9 protein-coding genes and 1 pseudogene are annotated in these 15770 nt (G+C 60.7%); 7 read left to right on the top strand and 3 right to left on the bottom strand.

All coding sequences use genetic code 11. The features are described 5' to 3' along the window. Positions 1 to 94 precede the first annotated feature (94 nt). On the bottom strand, positions 95 to 2350 hold the full coding sequence (gene rlmKL / locus BZK31_RS06825; protein WP_083182023.1) for a bifunctional 23S rRNA (guanine(2069)-N(7))-methyltransferase RlmK/23S rRNA (guanine(2445)-N(2))-methyltransferase RlmL: 2256 nt from the start codon (positions 2348 to 2350) through the stop codon (positions 95 to 97). Between the two features lie 561 nt (positions 2351 to 2911). On the opposite strand from rlmKL, the gene rmf reads away from it, so the two are divergent. Beyond that, positions 2912 to 3127 (top strand): ribosome modulation factor, encoded by a 216-nt coding sequence (gene rmf / locus BZK31_RS06820; RefSeq protein WP_002553055.1) that lies wholly within the window; start codon positions 2912 to 2914, stop codon positions 3125 to 3127. A gap of 142 nt (positions 3128 to 3269) precedes the next feature. On the opposite strand, the gene BZK31_RS06815 is transcribed toward rmf, so the two are convergent. Beyond that, positions 3270 to 4301, bottom strand: coding sequence for a quinone-dependent dihydroorotate dehydrogenase (locus BZK31_RS06815; protein WP_083182022.1), 1032 nt, complete (start codon positions 4299 to 4301; stop codon positions 3270 to 3272). Positions 4302 to 4553: 252 nt separating this feature from the next. Here BZK31_RS06815 and BZK31_RS06810 point away from each other — a divergent pair, with 252 nt between their 5' ends. Then, entirely contained in the window at positions 4554 to 5765 is a 1212-nt protein-coding gene (locus tag BZK31_RS06810) for a CmpA/NrtA family ABC transporter substrate-binding protein (protein ID WP_083182056.1), read from the top strand. Between the two features lie 14 nt (positions 5766 to 5779). After that, positions 5780 to 6355, top strand: a complete 576-nt coding sequence (locus BZK31_RS06805) for an ANTAR domain-containing response regulator (RefSeq protein ID WP_083182021.1) — start codon at positions 5780 to 5782, stop codon at positions 6353 to 6355. A 99-nt stretch (positions 6356 to 6454) separates the two neighbouring features. Here BZK31_RS06805 and BZK31_RS06800 read toward each other — a convergent pair whose 3' ends face one another. Continuing rightward, positions 6455 to 7705, bottom strand: a complete 1251-nt coding sequence (locus BZK31_RS06800; protein WP_083182020.1) for a glycoside hydrolase family 68 protein — start codon at positions 7703 to 7705, stop codon at positions 6455 to 6457. 917 nt (positions 7706 to 8622) lie between these two features. Between BZK31_RS06800 and BZK31_RS06795 the strand changes: the two genes are divergently transcribed. The 4 genes and pseudogenes from BZK31_RS06795 (at position 8623) to BZK31_RS06780 (ending at position 15766) form a co-directional block, all read left to right on the top strand. Then, on the top strand, positions 8623 to 9834 hold the full coding sequence (locus tag BZK31_RS06795; RefSeq protein WP_083182019.1) for a nitrate/nitrite transporter: 1212 nt from the start codon (positions 8623 to 8625) through the stop codon (positions 9832 to 9834). A gap of 7 nt (positions 9835 to 9841) precedes the next feature. Next, positions 9842 to 11503, top strand: coding sequence for a bifunctional protein-serine/threonine kinase/phosphatase (locus BZK31_RS06790; protein ID WP_083182018.1), 1662 nt, complete (start codon positions 9842 to 9844; stop codon positions 11501 to 11503). Positions 11504 to 11822: 319 nt separating this feature from the next. Further along, a pseudogene (locus BZK31_RS06785) lies at positions 11823 to 13028 on the top strand (NAD(P)/FAD-dependent oxidoreductase); the annotation flags it as partial. 20 nt (positions 13029 to 13048) lie between these two features. Beyond that, positions 13049 to 15766: a nitrate reductase gene (locus BZK31_RS06780; protein WP_083182016.1), complete on the top strand. Its 2718-nt coding sequence runs from the start codon at positions 13049 to 13051 to the stop codon at positions 15764 to 15766. Positions 15767 to 15770: the final 4 nt, after the last annotated feature.

Here is a 15770-nt window from a genome sequence, read left to right as displayed (position 1 = left end):
CTGTTATAGCTATTCGCCAGTAATTTGCCTAGTCGATATTGAACGAATCTGTACCTTGAGGCACAGATTCGTTCATTCGCATCACGCGCCGGATTCAAGCCTTGGCGGTGATTTTCCAGGCGCGATGGATCTTGCCGTTGCGAGCGAAATCCTGATCGATGGTCTGCGACGTGATTTCCTCGACGGCGTAACGCTGACCAAGGTTTTCATCGAGCACGAACTTGCGGAAGTTGTTGGAGAAGTACAGCACACCGCCCGGAGCCAGACGCGCCATGGCCAGGTCGATCAGCTCAACCTGATCACGCTGCACGTCGAACACCCCTTCCATGCGCTTGGAGTTGGAAAAGGTCGGCGGATCGATAAAGATCAGGTCGTACTCGTCGCGGCACGCCTGCAGCCAGGCCATCACGTCGCTCTGCTCCAGACGGTTCTTGTCCGAGAAGCCGTTGAGCGACAGGTTACGACGTGCCCAATCCAGGTAGGTGCGCGACAGATCGACGCTGGTCGTGCTGCGCGCGCCGCCCTTGGCAGCGTGCACGCTGGCGGTCGCGGTGTAGGCGAACAGGTTGAGGAAGCGCTTGCCCGCCGCTTCACGCTGAATGCGCATGCGCATCGGCCGGTGGTCGAGGAACAGGCCGGTGTCCAGGTAATCGGTCAGATTGACCAGCAGCTTGATGCCACCTTCGTTCACTTCCAGGAACTGACCCTGAGTGCTCTGACGCTCGTACTGACGGGTGCCGCTCTGCCGCTCGCGGCGCTTGATCACCACACGGCTCTTGTCGATGTTCAGTGCCTGAGGAATGGCCGCCAGCGCGTCGAACAAACGGGCCGAAGCTTTTTCCGGGTCGATGGACTTGGGCGCTGCGTATTCCTGCACATGGACCCAGTCGTGGTACAGGTCGATGGCCATCGAATACTCAGGCATGTCGGCGTCGTAGACGCGGTAGCAGTCGATACCTTCACGGCGCACCCACTTGCCCAGCAATTTTAGATTCTTCTGCAGCCGGTTGGCGAACATCTGCCCGCCTTCACTGAGGCGCGCCTGCTCGACCACCACAGGGGCGGGCTTGATCGGATTGCCGTTCTTGTTGAATTTCTTTTCCACTTCGACATCGGCTTCGACCGGCGTTTCGCGCTCGATCTGACGTTGCTCCGGTGTGCGGCGCTCGCCCGTGACGAATTGATCCGGCAATACCTTTATCAGCAGCAGCTTGCACGGCAACGCGCCGTTCCAGAACGAATACTGTTTGTGGCTGCGAATGCCCATGCGCTTGCCCAGGTCGGGCGCGCCAGTGAACACCGCAGCCTCCCAGTTCAGGCACGACTGACGCAGCCGCTCGCCGAGGTTCTGGTAGAGATACAGCAGGCTGGCTTCATCGCCCAGACGCTCACCGTACGGCGGGTTACAGATGACCAGGCCTTTCTGGTTCTGGTCCGGACGCGGCTCGAATGTTGCGACTTCGCCTTGATACACCTTGATCCAGTCACTCAGACCGGCACGCTCGATGTTGTTACGGGCAGGCTGAATCAGACGCGGGTCGGCTTCGTAGCCACGAATCCACAGCGGCGGCCTGGCAAGGCCCGCCTCGGCACGCGCCAGCGCTTCGTCATGCAGCTTGCGCCACAAGGCCGGCACGTGACCGAGCCAGGCGGAAAACCCCCAACGCTCGCGCTTGATGTTCGGTGCGATATCAGCGGCGATCAGACCCGCTTCGACCAGAAAGGTCCCCACGCCGCACATCGGGTCCGCCAGCGCGCCACCTTCGGCAGCAATACGCGGCCAGCCGGCACGCACCAGGATGGCCGCGGCAAGGTTTTCCTTCAGAGGTGCCGCGCCCTGCTGCAGACGATAGCCGCGCTGGTGCAGGCTGTGGCCGGAAAGGTCCAGCGACAGAATGGCTTCGCCGCGGTCCAGACGCAGGTGCACGCGCAAGTCCGGGTTGATCTTGTCGACCGAAGGACGCTCGCCGTCGGGGGTGCGCAGTTTGTCGACAATCGCATCCTTGACCTTCAGCGCACCGAAGTGAGTGTTGTCGATCCCCGAGCCATGGCCGCTGAATTCAACCGCGATGGTGCCGTCCGGTTCAAGATGGTCGTGCCATTCAACATCGAGAACGCCGTGGTACAGGTCCTCGGCGTTTTTCATCGGAAAGCGTTTGAGCACCAGAAGCACCCGGTTGGCCAGCCGGGACCAGAGGCACAACCGATAAGCCGTCTCCATGTCGGCCGAGCCACGAATGGCCGAAGTGTGTTCGCGGGTCTCCTGAAGACCGAGTGCAGTGGCCTCCTCAGCAAGCAACCCTTCAAGGCCTTTGGGGCAAGTGAGGAAAAGTTCGTAGCGATCCGACATGTGTATTCCAGGGCCTGAGCCGTCAGCGGTGGGCAACGCATTACCCGACCAGATTTTAAACAGGCGCCTTTCTTGGAGTACGCCTGCGTGGCACGTCAAATGTGCCTTTCCGCCGCATGAACCTGACTCGATGTGAGGCAATGTCATTACGGCAGCTTTGATTACATCTAAAACGAATATTCAACCCGACGAAGTGGGCAACAAAAAGTCACATCTCGACCCTTCGTCGAATAGGCCCTTAAAGCAGTCAGCCATCACCTGCACCTGAGAAGCGGTCGCAGTTCAGTCTGAAACGCCCGCGTCAAAAGGCCTGCGTCAAAAATCAGTGCTGAAACACGCTATCGCTTATCGCTCGACAGACCTAAATGTGACGTGCTTATGACAAAACGGTCATTCACAGGGTCCGACGCTTTGGTTAGAAATCACCTCAGGTCATTACTGCAACGGTTATGACACCAAGGCCCGCGACGCCGGCAGCGGGCACCAACGGCAGAAATTTTCTGCCCGACCTCACCATGAGGTCTCAGGGATATAACAGTCAACAGACGAGGGCAATACCCTATGAGAAGACTTAAGCGTGATCCGTTGGAAAGAGCATTTTTACGCGGATATCAATACGGCGTTCATGGTAAATCCCGTGAGCTTTGCCCTTTTACTCTACCGTCAGTACGCCAGGCATGGATCAATGGCTGGCGCGAAGGACGCGGCGACAACTGGGACGGTATGACCGGCACTGCGGGAATCCACAGACTCAACGAACTTCACGCGGTCGGATAAGGCGCTTCTGGAGATACAGGCCCCGACCAGTCCATCAAAGCTTTATTGACTGACCTTCTACACCCACACCATGCACGCCCCATCCGGGCGGCGGGCCAAAAGCCCAGGGGCTCTTCAAGAGCCCCTTTTTTTGCCTGCGAATTCAGCGCGGCACGCGCGGCATTGCCGCAATCGCATCCACCGACTCGCGAATCAGCGCCGGCCCCTTGTAGATGAAACCGGAATAGATCTGCACCAGACTCGCCCCCGCCGCCATCTTCTCGGCCGCGTGACGCCCTTCGGTGATGCCACCGGCGGCGATGATCGGCATGCGGCCGGCCAGTTCGCCCGCCAGTACCCTGACCGTGTGCGTGCTTTTCTCACGAACCGGCGCGCCCGACAGTCCGCCCGCCTCGTCGGCATGCGGCAGCCCTTCGACGCCTTCGCGGCTGAGGGTAGTGTTGGTGGCAATCACCGCGTCCATGCCCGACTCGATCAGCGCGGCGGCCACCAGCACGGTTTCCTCATCGGTCATGTCCGGCGCGATCTTGATGGCCAGCGGCACACGCTTGCCGTGACGCTGCGTGAGTTCCTGCTGACGCAGGCTCAATGCTTCAAGCAACTGCTTGAGCGAATCACCGAACTGCAGGCTGCGCAGGCCCGGTGTGTTCGGCGAGCTGACGTTGACGGTCACGTAGCTGGCGTGGTCGTAGACTTTGTCCAGGCAGATCAGGTAGTCATCCACGGCCCGCTCGACCGGCGTGTCGAAATTCTTGCCGATATTGATGCCCAGAATGCCGCTGTACTTCGCCGCCTGGACACGACTGACCAGATTGTCGACGCCAAGGTTGTTGAAGCCCATGCGGTTGATGATGGCTTCGGCGTGGGGCAGACGGAAAATCCTTGGCTTGGGGTTGCCTGGCTGAGGACGCGGGGTGACCGTGCCGATCTCGACGAAGCCAAAGCCCAGTTGCGCGAAGCCGTCGATGGCCGCACCATTCTTGTCCAGACCGGCCGCCAGACCCACCGGATTGGGAAACTCGAGGCCCATGACGCTGACCGGCAGCTTGACGGGCGCCTTGGTCAGCAAACCATTGAGGCCCAGCCGTCCGCCGGCACCGATCAGGTCCAGCGACAGGTCATGGGAGGTTTCCGGGGAGAGTTTGAACAGTAACTGGCGGGCCAGGTTATACATGGGCGGGCTAGGCTCGTAAGAAGCTGAAGGCAGGGGCGCGATTATAGCCGCGTGAGGGCGTCGCACGCGAGGCGTGCGAAAAACTTGTTGCCCTGCGCCGCCGAGCGCTGGCATATGCCTTGCTTGAATCCGTTATCGGCACCCTCTCCAATGGCGGAGAGGTGCCCGGACAACGGCGTCGCTGCGGCCCTTGCTTCAGGCAATGGGCGGCGCGACGCCTTTTTTCTGGATGTCCTTGATGAAGCTGTCGGTATGAACGAACGAACGAGCAATGCGCTGGATTGGGTAAACGGCAGCGATGCCCCCGAGATGAACAGCCTGGACGTGGGCTTCATGGCCCTGACCGACTGCGCCTCGCTGGTGGTCGCCGCGACTCAGGGGTTTGCCCAGCCTTACGGCCTGACCCTGAACCTCAAGCGCCAGACGTCCTGGGCCGGTCTGCGGGACAGACTGGTCAGTGGCCAGCTGCAGGCGGCGCACAGCCTTTACGGCATGATCTACGCCGTCGAACTGGGCATCAGTGGCGGCCCGGCCACCGACATGGCGATTCTGATGGGCCTGAACCAGAACGGTCAGTGCATCAACCTGTCGCGCGGCCTGCAGGAAAGCGGCGTGATCACTCCTGAAGCACTGGATAAACGGGTGCACCAAAGCGGCCCGAAACTGACCTTTGCCCAGACCTTTCCCACCGGCAACCACGCGATGTGGCTCTACTACTGGCTCGCCAGCCAGGGCATTCATCCTCTGGAGGACGTGAACAGCGTGGTCGTGCCGCCGCCGCAGATGGTTCAGCACCTGCAGGCCGGTCGAATCGACGGCTTCTGCGTCGGCGAACCCTGGGGCGCCAGCGCGGTGAATCAGCAGCTTGGTTTCACGATGGCCACCAGCCAGGCTATCTGGCCCGATCATCCGGGCAAGGTGCTGGGCTGCACCCGCGAGTTCGTCGAGCAAAACCCCAACACGGCACGGGCGCTGGTCAGGGCGGTACTGGAAGCCAGCCGCTTTATCGAAGAGAGCGAGCACAACCGGCGCAGCACGGCACAATTGCTCAGCGGCGCCGATTACCTGGACACGCCTCTGGCGTGCATCGAGCCACGACTGCTGGGACATTACAGCGACGGCCTGGGCAATCACTGGGGAGACCGCCACGCCGTAAGCTTTCATGATCAAGGTCAGGTCAATTACCCGTGGCTGTCCGACGGCATGTGGTTCATGACCCAGTTCCGACGCTGGGGCCTGTTGCGCGAAGACCCGGATTACCTGGCCGTCGCCCAGCGCGTCCATCGACTGGACCTGTATCGCCAGGCAGCCGCAGGACTGGACATTGAGGTACCAAGCGCCACCCTGCGCAGCAGTCAGTTGATCGATGGCAGGATCTGGGACGGTAGCGATCCCGGCGCCTATGCACGCAGCTTCAAACTCAATGCCTGGGCCGATGTCGCGCCCGTCGCCGCCAGTCGTTGAAGGAGGAGGTGACCATGCTGCGTATCCTGCTCATCAACGACACGGCAAAAAAAGTCGGTCGTCTGAAATCCGCGCTCATCGAGGCGGGCTTCGAGGTCATCGACGAATCCGGCTTCGTCATCGACTTGCCGGCACGCGTGGACGCCGTGCGCCCGGACGTGATCCTCATCGACACCGAATCACCCGGCCGCGACGTGATGGAACAAGTGGTGCTGGTCAGCCGCGACCAGCCCCGCCCCATCGTGATGTTCACCGACGAGCACGACCCTGGCGTCATGCGCCAGGCAATCAAATCCGGGGTCAGCGCCTATATCGTCGAAGGTATCCATGCGCAGCGCCTGCAGCCCATTCTCGATGTGGCCATGGCGCGCTTCGAAAGCGATCAGGCACTGCGTGCGCAATTGCACGCCCGCGACCAGCAACTGGCCGAGCGCAAACGCATCGAGCTGGCCAAGGGGCTGTTGATGAAGATGAAGGATTGCAACGAGGAAGAGGCTTACACGCTGATGCGTCGTCAGGCGATGAGCCGCCAGCAAAAGCTGATTCAGGTGGCCGAGCAGATCATCGCCATGAGCGAACTGCTGGGCTGAAACATAAAGGGTGAACTGCATGCCTCATGGAACGCCTGTCTACAGGGCGTTCCATGAAGTCAGCGTCATCAGGTCGGATTCAGACCGTCATGGCGCCTGTCACTGAGTCAGTACGACATTCTTCATCGGCGGGATGTAACCGTAATCGTAAGACTCCTGCACGAACGAACGATCACCCTGCAAAAGAATTCTCACTGTCGGCGCTTCAGTGCCACCGATACGGTAATCCTGCCCGGAGGTGGGCACGCTGTCGATGAATGAGGTGACCAGACCGTTAGGCATGACGCAGTGCGAATAGGTCTGGAATGGCTGCGAAGGCGGGTTGCCCAGCACCAGGCCGGAGGCATTCATCGGCCGGTACGGACCAAACAGGTGTTCACCGACAAACCCGTAGACCCCATCCGGACCGGTTATGCCATCGGCGTACGTGAACTTGTGACTGATGGTGAACAAGTAATACTTATTATCCTGAAACACATAATGCGGACGCTCGGTCTGATCGTTCACGCCGACTGCCGTCACAAGTGGCGGCAGGATTTCCCACTCTTCACCGGTAAGATCCTTGGCCACGGCAAGTCCGATACAACCCACTTGAAACCTGGCACCACCCACTTCTTCGTGACCCGGTGGCAAAGGGCCTTTTTCAGTCGGACCTATTTCATGCGTGCCGCGCTCTCCAGCCACATTACCTTCAAACACCATATACAACTTGCCATCAGTGGGATCAATAAATGGACTGGGATCACGAAAGTTCCACGTGGCGTTCTGGGCTTCGGTCTGATAATAAGTGCCGTCGGCTTCAAATAATGTTTTGACGTGATTGAAATCAGTCAATATCACACCGCTGTCTGACGTTACAACGCGGCCGCGAACTTTGGCAATCGCCGCGCCCGGCGTGACGCAGGTGTAATACAGGTCGATTTCGCCCTTGTCGTTGAGCAGGATCGGCGTGCCCGCCCACTCGCGCGTAGTGGGCGATACGCCCTCGGCCATGACCCGGCCACCGAAGATCCAGTCCTTGCCGGTGCGCGAGTACCAGTAGCACATGCGCGCCCGGCCGTGGCGATCTTCCCAGTCACGTTTGATATCGTAGCGCCCGTTGGCCCCCAGGTATTGGGGATCGTTCGGGTGCCGGTCGGCCGTCAGGGTCAGGATCACCGACCAGCCATTCACCGAGACCACCGTACCGTCCAGTTGTCGCAGGGGCATGGTGTCCCAGATGAAGACCGTGTCGCTCATCACCGGAAAGTCCGGGCTCACCAGCGGCTGGGTCGTGGTGGGATCGTTTTCATTGACCTTGAGCGCGTCGGCGCGGGTCCACACAGTAGGCTTGTAATTGACGTTACTCATGTTGATGTCCTTTATGAACGCTCATTGAAAGCAGCGCGGAGATGAAGACAAGGCAGCATGCAAACTTCTTACATCGCTGAAGTGCGTTAAACAGAAGCGCCTGACTCGGCAATGACCGAATCAATCAAGCAACTGACGCCACCCTTATAATAAGGATGACTGTTTGATTCCAATCAGCCACTTGATACATAAGCGTCATGATTGAATGAGTCATGCCATTGCCGTGGATGGGCCGTGGCAGACACGACACTGAAGAGCCTGTCAGAGAACACCGCGAATGTAAATTAAATATTACTTACCGTTGCGCGACACCCGGACACACACAATAAACATGAACCATTATTAATATTCACTTTCGTTCAGTATTAAGCCTGTCATACCAAGGCATCAAAACAGTGTCATTGTGCTTCACTATAACGACTTGAATAGTGGCCTTTGTTACTGGCGCGTATATTTCCACTGCGTTACTGCAAAAGGCTATTGGCGCGCAGGCGCCGAAGACAAACGGTCTGTCACAGGAACCACTGCGCACCTATTTGCGGCGTCAGCACACATCAATGCCCGCTTCAAGTTCATCGCCCGTCAGCGACAGATACCGGCATGAACCGGACAGAGAGCAAGGACTACCGCCTGCCGCACGGGTTTTCACGACCACCACTGCCTATCCTGTCATCTGGCCCGCCTCTTGCTTCAACACTCCTCAGGTAGCCAACGGCGGTTACCACCACTCAACGACAAAGACGTCGCTCATCTCTTTTCGCTCACGCGGACAGAGAGGCGACGTTTTTTGCGTTTGGCCCCGGTGATGGGGCCGGTGGAGTCGCCGGCATCCGGAACACTCCACCACAGCGTCTGGAAATTTTCCGTGTCGAGGCCCCCAGCCCGACTGACCCGCTAGCAGATGATGAGGTGTGCACATGGATACAAGCTTCTGGAAGGCCGGTCACAGACCGACCCTGTTCGCTGCCTTTCTCTACTTCGACCTGAGCTTCATGGTCTGGTATCTGCTGGGCCCGATGGCGGTGCAGATCGCCACCGACCTGCACCTGACCACCCAACAACGCGGCCTGATGGTCGCAACGCCGATCCTGGCAGGTGCGATCCTACGGTTCTTCATGGGCCTGCTCGCCGACCAATTGTCACCCAAGACGGCCGGCATCATCGGTCAGGTCATCGTTATCGGTGCCTTGCTCGCTGCCTGGCAGCTGGGTATCCACACGTATGGCCAAGTTCTGCTGCTGGGCGTGTTCCTCGGCATGGCCGGCGCCTCCTTCGCCGTCGCCCTGCCACTGGCTTCACAATGGTATCCGCCGCAGCATCAGGGCAAGGCGATGGGCATTGCCGGTGCAGGCAACTCGGGCACCGTGCTGGCGGCGTTGATCGCACCGGTACTGGCCGCCAGCTTCGGCTGGGGCAATGTCTTCGGTCTGGCGCTTATTCCGCTGGTGCTGACACTGATCGCGTTCACCCTGATGGCGCGTAACGCACCGGAACGCAGCAAACCCAAGTCCACTGCCGACTACCTCAAGGCGCTGGGCGACCGGGACAGCTGGTGGTTCATGTTCTTCTACAGTGTGACGTTCGGTGGCTTCATCGGTCTGGCGAGCGCCCTGCCCGGCTACTTCAACGACCAATATGGCCTGAGCCCGATCACCGCTGGTTATTACACGGCAGCCTGTGTGTTCGGCGGCAGTCTGATGCGTCCGTTGGGTGGCGCGCTGGCTGACCGCTTCGGTGGCATTCGGACCTTGACTGCCATGTACGCCGTGGCCGCCATTGGCATCGCCGCCGTCGGCTTCAACCTGCCCAGCTCGTGGGCTGCACTGGCGCTGTTCGTCGCCGCGATGCTTGGCCTGGGCGCAGGCAACGGCGCAGTGTTCCAATTGGTGCCGCAGCGTTTCCGCAAGGAAATCGGCGTCATGACCGGGCTCATCGGCATGGCGGGCGGCATCGGGGGCTTCCTCCTGGCTGCAGGCCTGGGCAGCATCAAGCAGAACACCGGCGACTATCAACTCGGCCTGTGGCTGTTCGCCAGTCTGGCGGTCCTGGCCTGGTTTGGCCTGATGAACGTCAAACGCCGCTGGAGAACCACTTGGGGTTCGGCAGCCGTGACCGCTGCGCGGGTTTGAGCGGAGCATGACGCTGCAGTTGCGCTTTGCCGAGTTCAGCGCCAGCGGTCCGCGGCCGGAGAATCAGGACGCCATGCGCCTGGTCACGCCGGTCGCGGCACTGGCGGCCAGCAAGGGCTATCTGTTCGCCCTGGCCGACGGGGTCAGCCAGTGCGCCGACGGTGCGCTGGCTGCCCAGTCGACCTTGCAGGCGCTGGCGCTGGACTATTACGCCACGCCGGAAACCTGGGGCGTGGCCCAGTCACTGGATCGCCTGCTGCTGGCTCAGAACCGCTGGCTGCTGGCCAACGGTTTACTCACCACTCTCAGTGCACTGGTGCTGCGCGGCAGGCGTTTCACCCTTGCCCACGTGGGTGATTGTCGCGCCTACCGCTGGCAGGCCGCAAAGCTGACACGCATCAGCGAAGATCATGTCTGGGAACAGGCCGACATGCAGCACGTGCTCAAGCGCGCGCTGGGTCTGGACCAGTACGTAGTGATGGATTACCTGGAAGGCGAGTTATGCGAAGGCGAGCGTTTGCTGCTGGTCAGCGATGGCATCTGGGCGACGCTCGGGGATGCCAGCATCCGCTCGATCCTCACCGAACAGGATGACCTCGAGGCGGCCGTCAAAACGCTGGTCAGCGCCGCCCATCTGGCCGGCAGTCAGGACAATGCCAGCGCCCTGTTGATTCAGGTCGACAGCCTTGGCGCGGACGATCTGGGCGACGCCCTGGCGCAGTTGCAACAATGGCCTCTGCCGCCAGCGCTCAAGTCGGGTCAGGCATTCGAAGGCTGGACTCTGGGCAACGTCGTCGCGCAGTCGCGTCAGTCGATCCTGTACCGCGCCCACGATGCCCATGGCCTGCCGTGGCTGCTCAAGACCCTGCCGACCGCCCGGCATGACGAACCCGGTGCAGCTCAAGGCCTGTTGCTTGAAGAATGGTTTCTGCGCCGCGTGGCCGGGCGCTTTTTTCCGGAAATCCATCCACTGCCCGAGCGCCAGCATCTGTATTACGCAATGCGTGAATACTCAGGCCGCACTCTGGCCAACCTTTTCACCCTGAGCGGACCGCTGCCGCTGGCTCAATGGCAGGATCTGGCAACCCGCCTGCTGCGGGCGACCGGCTTGCTGCATCGCCGCAACATCATTCATCGCGACATCAAGCCCGAAAACCTGCTGCTTGGCGACGATGGCGAGTTGCGCCTGCTGGACTTCGGCCTGGCTTTCTGCCCCGGTCTGTCAGCGACCAATCCCGAGGACTTGCCTGGCACACCGAGCTACATCGCTCCGGAAGCGTTCAACGGTGCCGAGCCTGGTCCACAGCAGGATCTTTACGCTGTTGGCGTCACGCTCTACTACCTGCTGACCGGTCAGTACCCTTATGGCGAAATCGAAGCCTTTCAGCATCGCCGCTTCGGCACGCCGATTCCCGCCAGCCGCTACCGCCCCGATCTGCCGCTCTGGCTGAGCCTGAGTCTGGACAAGGCCGTGCAGGCCAACCCCGCCCAGCGCTATGAAACGTCCGAGCAATGGCTGCTGGAAATGGAACAGGCAGAACAGCGCCCGGTCACGGTTCGCCCACGTCCTCTGCTGGAACGCGAACCCCTCAGAGTCTGGCGCACGCTGGCGCTGACCTCACTGCTGATCAACCTGATCGTACTGATCTGGATCATGAGCCGGCACTGAGTCGGCACAGCGCGTCACCCCGTACGTACCTCCCAACTGCAATAGTTCGCCCCGCTTCTGTGCAACACGCCTCAAGGCAGTGCAGACACACCCCACATCCTTTGCACCCCCCCCCAGCATTCCCGGCCTGCGCTGAGTTGGCACAACCGCTGCATGGTCTCTGCCAATGATTCATAACGCGCCGCCCTCAACGATGAAGGCTGCGCATCCCGAGAGAACGGGACCGGACAAAGGCGTCCTCGTCAGGCAACTGACGGGACGCCTTTTTTTGTTTGCGCGCAATTTGTCGAGCGCACCCTGACGGTGACTCGGAGGCAAGATGAAAAAACTCAAACTGGTGATGATTGGCAACGGCATGGCCGGCGTGCGCACACTCGAAGAGTTGCTCAAATTGAGCGAAGACCTGTACGACATCACGGTGTTCGGCGCCGAGCCGCACCCCAACTACAATCGCATCCTGCTGTCGCCGGTACTTGCAGGCGAGCAGACGTTCGACGACATCGTGCTCAACGACCTGGCCTGGTACGAAAGCAACCGAATTACCCTGCTGCTCAACCGCCGAGTGGTCAAAATCGACCGTATCAAGCGCCTGGTGATCGCCGATGACGGCACTGAAGCCCACTACGATCGTCTGCTGATCGCCACCGGCTCGAGCCCGTTCATTCTGCCGATCCCCGGCAACACCCTGGATGGCGTGATCGGTTATCGCGACATTGGCCACACTCGGCAGATGATCGACACGGCGGCGACGCATAAGCGCGCAGTGGTGATCGGCGGCGGCCTGCTGGGGCTGGAAGCGGCAAACGGTCTGAGCATGCGCGGCATGCAGGTCACGGTGGTTCATAACGGTCAGACCCTGCTGGAGCGTCAGCTGGACAGAACCAGCGGCCTGATGCTTCAGGCGGCACTCGAAAAGCGCGGTCTGAGCTTTCGCCTCAACGAACAGACCGAAGCGTTACTGGGCGACGAGCAAGGCCGTGTGCAGGCTGTGCGCTTCAAGAACGGCGACGTCATCGCGGCCGATCTGGTGGTGATGGCGGCCGGTATTCGCCCCAATACCGAACTGGCCGAACAGGCCGGCCTGCCCTGCAGCCGGGGCATTCTGGTCAATGACACACTGCAAACCTACGACCCGCGTATCTACGCGATCGGCGAATGCGTCAGTCACCGTGGTATCGCCTACGGGCTGGTCGCTCCGCTGTTCGAACAGGCCAGAGTCTGCGCCAATCACCTCGCTCAGTTGGGATTCGCACGCTACCCGGGCTCGGTGACCTCCACCAAGCTGAAGGTGACCGGCATCGATCTGTTTTCCGCTGGCGACTTTCTGGGCGGTGAAGACACGGAAAGCATCACGTTCTCAGACCCCATCAGCGGCGTGTACAAAAAACTGGTCATCAAGAATGACGTGCTGGTCGGCGCCTGCCTGTACGGCGACACCGCCGACGGCAGCTGGTATTTGAAGCAGATTCGTGACGGTCAGGGCATCGATGCCATTCGCAATCACCTGATGTTCGGCGAACCTGCCACCACTGAGGCCGCTTGCGCATGACCCGCCTGAGCCTTACACCCGTCCAGACCACGGCATCCACCTGCTGCTATTGCGGAGTGGGCTGCGGCGTACTGATTGAGCACGACGGGCAGAGCATCCTGGGCGTGAGCGGCGACCCGCAGCACCCGGCCAATTTCGGCAAGCTGTGCAGCAAGGGCTCGAGCCTGCACCTGACCGGCGACCTGGACGCCCGCGCGCTGTACCCGGAATTGCGTCTGGGCAAAGGAATGGCGCGCAGCGTCACCGACTGGGACACCGCACTGGAACACGCCGCCAATGTATTTGCCGACAGCATCCGCGAGCATGGTCCAGACAGCGTGGCGTTCTACATTTCCGGGCAGTTACTGACTGAGGACTATTACGCGTTCAACAAACTGGCCCGCGCCCTGATCGGCACCAATAACATCGACAGCAATTCACGGCTGTGCATGTCCTCGGCCGTGGCGGGCTACAAACGCAGCCTGGGCGCCGACGCACCACCCTGCAGTTATGAAGACATTGAATTGAGCGATTGCGTGATGATCGTCGGCAGCAACATGGCCTACGCTCACCCGATCCTGTTCCGTCGCCTGGAGGAAGCCAGAAGTCGCCGACCGCAGATGAAAATCATCGTCATCGACCCACGGCGCACCGACACCTGTGAACTGGCAGACCTGCACCTGGCGATTCAGCCCGGCACCGACGTTGCCCTGTTCCACGGCATCTTGCATGTGCTGATGACCGAAGGATGGGTGGATACAGCCTTCATCGCCGCTCACACCCAAGGCTATCAAGACCTGGAAATGCTGGTGCGCGATTACCCGCCGGAACACGTGGCGCAGCTGTGTGGGATTGCCTTGGAACAGTTGCTGACCTGCGCCCGCTGGATCGGCGAAACGCCCCGCTTTCTCTCGTTGTGGTGCATGGGGCTGAATCAGTCCACCGCCGGCAGCGCCAAGAACAGCGCGCTGATCAACATTCACCTCGCCACCGGCCAGATCGGCCGGGTCGGCGCGGGCCCCTTCTCCCTCACCGGCCAGCCGAACGCAATGGGCGGGCGTGAAACCGGCAGTTTGTCCAACCTGCTACCGGGTCATCGCGATGCGGCCAACGCGCAGCATCGCGCCGAGGTCGCCGAATACTGGGGCGTCGATCAGTTGCCTGAAAAGCCCGGTCTGTCAGCCATCGAATTGTTCGAACAACTGCAGAACGGCACGATCAAGGCGCTGTGGATTGCCTGTACCAACCCTGCGCAGTCGCTGCCCGATCAGAACCGGATCAGGGCCGCGCTGGAAACTTGCCCGTTCGTGGTTCTGCAGGAAGCATTCAAGACCACGGAAACCGCGAAGTTTGCCGACCTGTTGCTGCCTGCCGCCAGTTGGGGTGAAAAGGAAGGCACCGTTACCAACTCGGAACGGCGTATCTCCAATGTTCGCAAGGCCGTTCAGGCACCCGGCGAGGCACGAGCCGACTGGGCGATTACCGTCGATTTCGCCCAGCGCCTGCAACACCGGCTAACGCCTGATACCCCCGCGCTGTTCGATTTCGAGAACCCTGCGGCACTGTTCGACGAGTTCAAGGGCCTGACCATCGGGCGCGATCTGGACATGTCCGGCATCGACCGCGCCCTTATCGACCGCCTCGGCCCGCAGCAATGGCCGTTCACGCAGGACGCCCGCATTGGTACGCCGCGCCTGTATACCGATGGCGTCTTCCCGACGGCATCGGGTCGGGCCCAGTTTCTCAGCGAGCCTTACATTGCCGCCCGGGAACTGCGTGATGCCGAGTTTCCGCTGACGCTCAATACCGGCCGCCTGCGTGATCAATGGCACGGCATGAGCCGCACCGGCACTGCCGCACGGCTGTTTGGCCACGTCAGCGAGGCGGTGCTGAGCCTGAGTCCGCAAGACATGCAAACGCACGAATTGCAGCCCGGCGATCTGATCAGACTGATCAGTCGCCGTGGCGAACTGTGCCTGCCGGTTGCCAGCGATAACAGCGTGCGCACCGGCCAGGCCTTTCTGCCCATGCATTGGGGCGACCGTTTCCTCAAAGGTGGCGTGAATGCACTGACGCAACCGGCTTTCGACCCGATATCCAAACAACCGGAACTCAAGCATTCCGGTGTCAGGATCGAAAAAGCGGCATTGCCCTGGCAGTTCTTTGCTCTCGTGGAAGGCAATGTGCAGCAACAACTGGAGCGCTTGCGCACAGCGTGCGAGTCATTCGCCTACCTGAGTCTCGGACTGGTCGGTCGCGAGCGCCCGGCCCTGGTGATCCGCGCAGCCAACGCTACAGCGCCAGACGCCAGCCTGTTGCAGCACATCGACACACTGCTGAATCTGGACGACGGCCCGGTCATGGCCTACGACGATCCCAAGCGCGCCATCGGCAAAAAAGTGCGCATCGATGACGGGCGCATCACGGCCATTCGCCTGGCCGGTGAAACCCTTGCGCAGCATTGGCTGCAGACCCTCTGGCTGGAAGAACGCGTCGATGCACCACTGCGCCGCTGGCTGCTCGCGCCGCTGAGCAGCGAACCAGGCAAAGGCGCCGCTACGCGTGACAAGACCCTGTGCAACTGCATGAACGTGAGCCAAAGCGCAGTCATGAAAGGCATCGAATGCGGTCTGGACCTGAATCAACTCAAGCAACAGTTGGGCTGCGGAACCCAGTGCGGATCCTGCGTCCCGGAAATCAAAAGACTGATCAACACCGTGATGGTCACTGAATGAGGAA

The sequence above is a fragment of the Pseudomonas floridensis genome (assembly GCF_002087235.1).
GTDB classification, from domain to species: domain Bacteria; phylum Pseudomonadota; class Gammaproteobacteria; order Pseudomonadales; family Pseudomonadaceae; genus Aquipseudomonas; species Aquipseudomonas floridensis.
Note: the sequence above shows the minus strand (reverse complement) of the source record. Positions and strands in the feature narration are given on the sequence as shown.

Bases quoted from the DNA above. Each gene is read 5' to 3' on its own strand.
- BZK31_RS06800 (WP_083182020.1), bottom strand. From the start codon at position 7,705: ATGAGTAACGTCAATTACAAGCCTACTGTGTGGACCCGCGCCGACGCG.
- rlmKL (WP_083182023.1), bottom strand. From the start codon at position 2,350: ATGTCGGATCGCTACGAACTTTTCCTCACTTGCCCCAAAGGCCTTGAA.
- BZK31_RS06810 (WP_083182056.1), top strand. From the start codon at position 4,554: ATGAACGAACGAACGAGCAATGCGCTGGATTGGGTAAACGGCAGCGAT.
- BZK31_RS06795 (WP_083182019.1), top strand. From the start codon at position 8,623: ATGGATACAAGCTTCTGGAAGGCCGGTCACAGACCGACCCTGTTCGCT.
- BZK31_RS06805 (WP_083182021.1), top strand. From the start codon at position 5,780: ATGCTGCGTATCCTGCTCATCAACGACACGGCAAAAAAAGTCGGTCGT.
- BZK31_RS06815 (WP_083182022.1), bottom strand. From the start codon at position 4,301: ATGTATAACCTGGCCCGCCAGTTACTGTTCAAACTCTCCCCGGAAACC.
- BZK31_RS06790 (WP_083182018.1), top strand. From the start codon at position 9,842: ATGACGCTGCAGTTGCGCTTTGCCGAGTTCAGCGCCAGCGGTCCGCGG.
- rmf (WP_002553055.1), top strand. From the start codon at position 2,912: ATGAGAAGACTTAAGCGTGATCCGTTGGAAAGAGCATTTTTACGCGGA.
- BZK31_RS06780 (WP_083182016.1), top strand. From the start codon at position 13,049: ATGACCCGCCTGAGCCTTACACCCGTCCAGACCACGGCATCCACCTGC.